Origin of the sequence: Amycolatopsis echigonensis, from assembly GCF_014174495.1 — a bacterium.
In the GTDB taxonomy this organism is placed as follows: domain Bacteria; phylum Actinomycetota; class Actinomycetes; order Mycobacteriales; family Pseudonocardiaceae; genus Amycolatopsis; species Amycolatopsis echigonensis.
In genome coordinates this window covers 1-1,432 of record NZ_JACJHR010000223.1, presented here as the reverse complement: position 1 = coordinate 1,432, position 1,432 = coordinate 1, and the positions used below count along the sequence as shown (strand labels likewise).

The window sequence follows — 1,432 nt, the reverse complement described above, 5'->3', positions numbered from 1 at the left end:
GGCATTGCCGGTCCACACCGACGCCAAGGTCACCATCAAGCCGGTCAGCATCCTCGGCGAGCGCTACCTCGACCTGGACCGCGGGACGCCCTCGGCGCCCGCGCTTCAGGACGGCGGCGTCCTGCCGGTCCGGCAGACCAGCGTCTACACCGACCTCGACCAGGTGCTCAACACCGTCGACGACCCCACCGGGCAGTCGCTGGCGGCTTTGGTGACCGTGCTTGGCGAAGGCATGCGGGAGAACGGACAGAACGCCGATGCGACCATCCAGGCGCTCGCGTCGTCGATGAAGGACACGGACGGGCTGGCGAAGGTCCTCAAGGAGCAGAACGGCCTGCTCACCAGCGTGGTCGACAAGATCGAACCGGTGGCCCAGGCCCTGGCCGTGGACAACGGGGCGACCCTCGACGGTCTCCTCTCGTCCGCGCAGACCGCCACCGAAGCCACTGCGAAGAACCGTGCCGCGCTCGAGTCGACCCTCAGCCAGCTGCCGGACACCCTCTCCGCGGCCCGGAAGACGCTCGGGCAGCTGACCGGTACCGCGCAGGCCACGACGCCTATCCTGCAGTCGATCAGGCCGACCACGGACAACCTGAGCGCCATCAGCGACGAGCTCAAGAAGTTCTCCGAGTCGCTCGACCCCGCGCTGGCCAGCGCGAAGCCGGTTCTGGACAAGGCGCAAGGCCTGCTTGACGAGGCCCGGCCGGTGGTCGACCAGCTCAAGGCCGCCGGCCCGGACCTGCGATCCGCTGTCGGCGCTGCCCGCCCGATTGTCACCGACCTGACGAACAACTTCGGGAACGTGCTGAACTTCATCCGGAACTGGGCGTTGACCACCAACGGCGGCGACGGTGTTTCCCACTACTTCCGGGCCATGCTCGTCGTCAACCCCGACCTGCTGACGGGCCTCGTGCCCGGCCTCAACGCGCCCAACGGGGCTCCTACGCCCCCGCCGCAGGGCCCTCCCCAGGGCGACACCGGCACGCCGGCTCAAGCGGCTCCGCCCCTGCCGCTGCCGAGCCTCCCGGGACTCACCGCCTCAGGCGGGGTACTCGGCGGGCTGCTGGCCACGGGACAGCAATCCGACGGCGGCGTGACCGGGCTCAACCAGCAGCAGGAAAGCGGCGCTCTGCAGTTCCTCATCGGTGGAGGTCAGTGATGGCGAGCACGGTCGGCCGCAAGAGGCGGTCCCTGTTCATCGGGTTAGTCGTCCTCGCCCTCTTCGTGGCCTCGGTCGGGATCGCGATCACCGCGAGCGACGGCCTGCCCGGCAAGCCGACGACGGTCGTGAAGGCCGCCTTCGCTGACGTCGGTGCCCTGCGCAGCGGGGACGACGTCCGTATCGGCGGTGTGCGTGTCGGCCAGGTCGGCGACATCAACCTGGTCGGCAACCAGGCCGTCGTCGAGCTGAAGTTCGACGGCGACAAGCCGA

2 protein-coding genes are annotated in these 1,432 nt (G+C 69.5%); both read left to right on the top strand.

The window, feature by feature from the left end:
• Positions 1-1,159, top strand: a 1,159-nt coding sequence (locus tag H5411_RS46400) for an Mce/MlaD family protein (protein ID WP_183128015.1), incomplete at its 5' end; no start/stop codon positions are given.
• Positions 1,159-1,432: MlaD family protein (locus H5411_RS46395; protein ID WP_183128014.1), on the top strand; the 274-nt coding region annotated here is incomplete at its 3' end. The genes H5411_RS46400 and H5411_RS46395, both read left to right, overlap by 1 nt.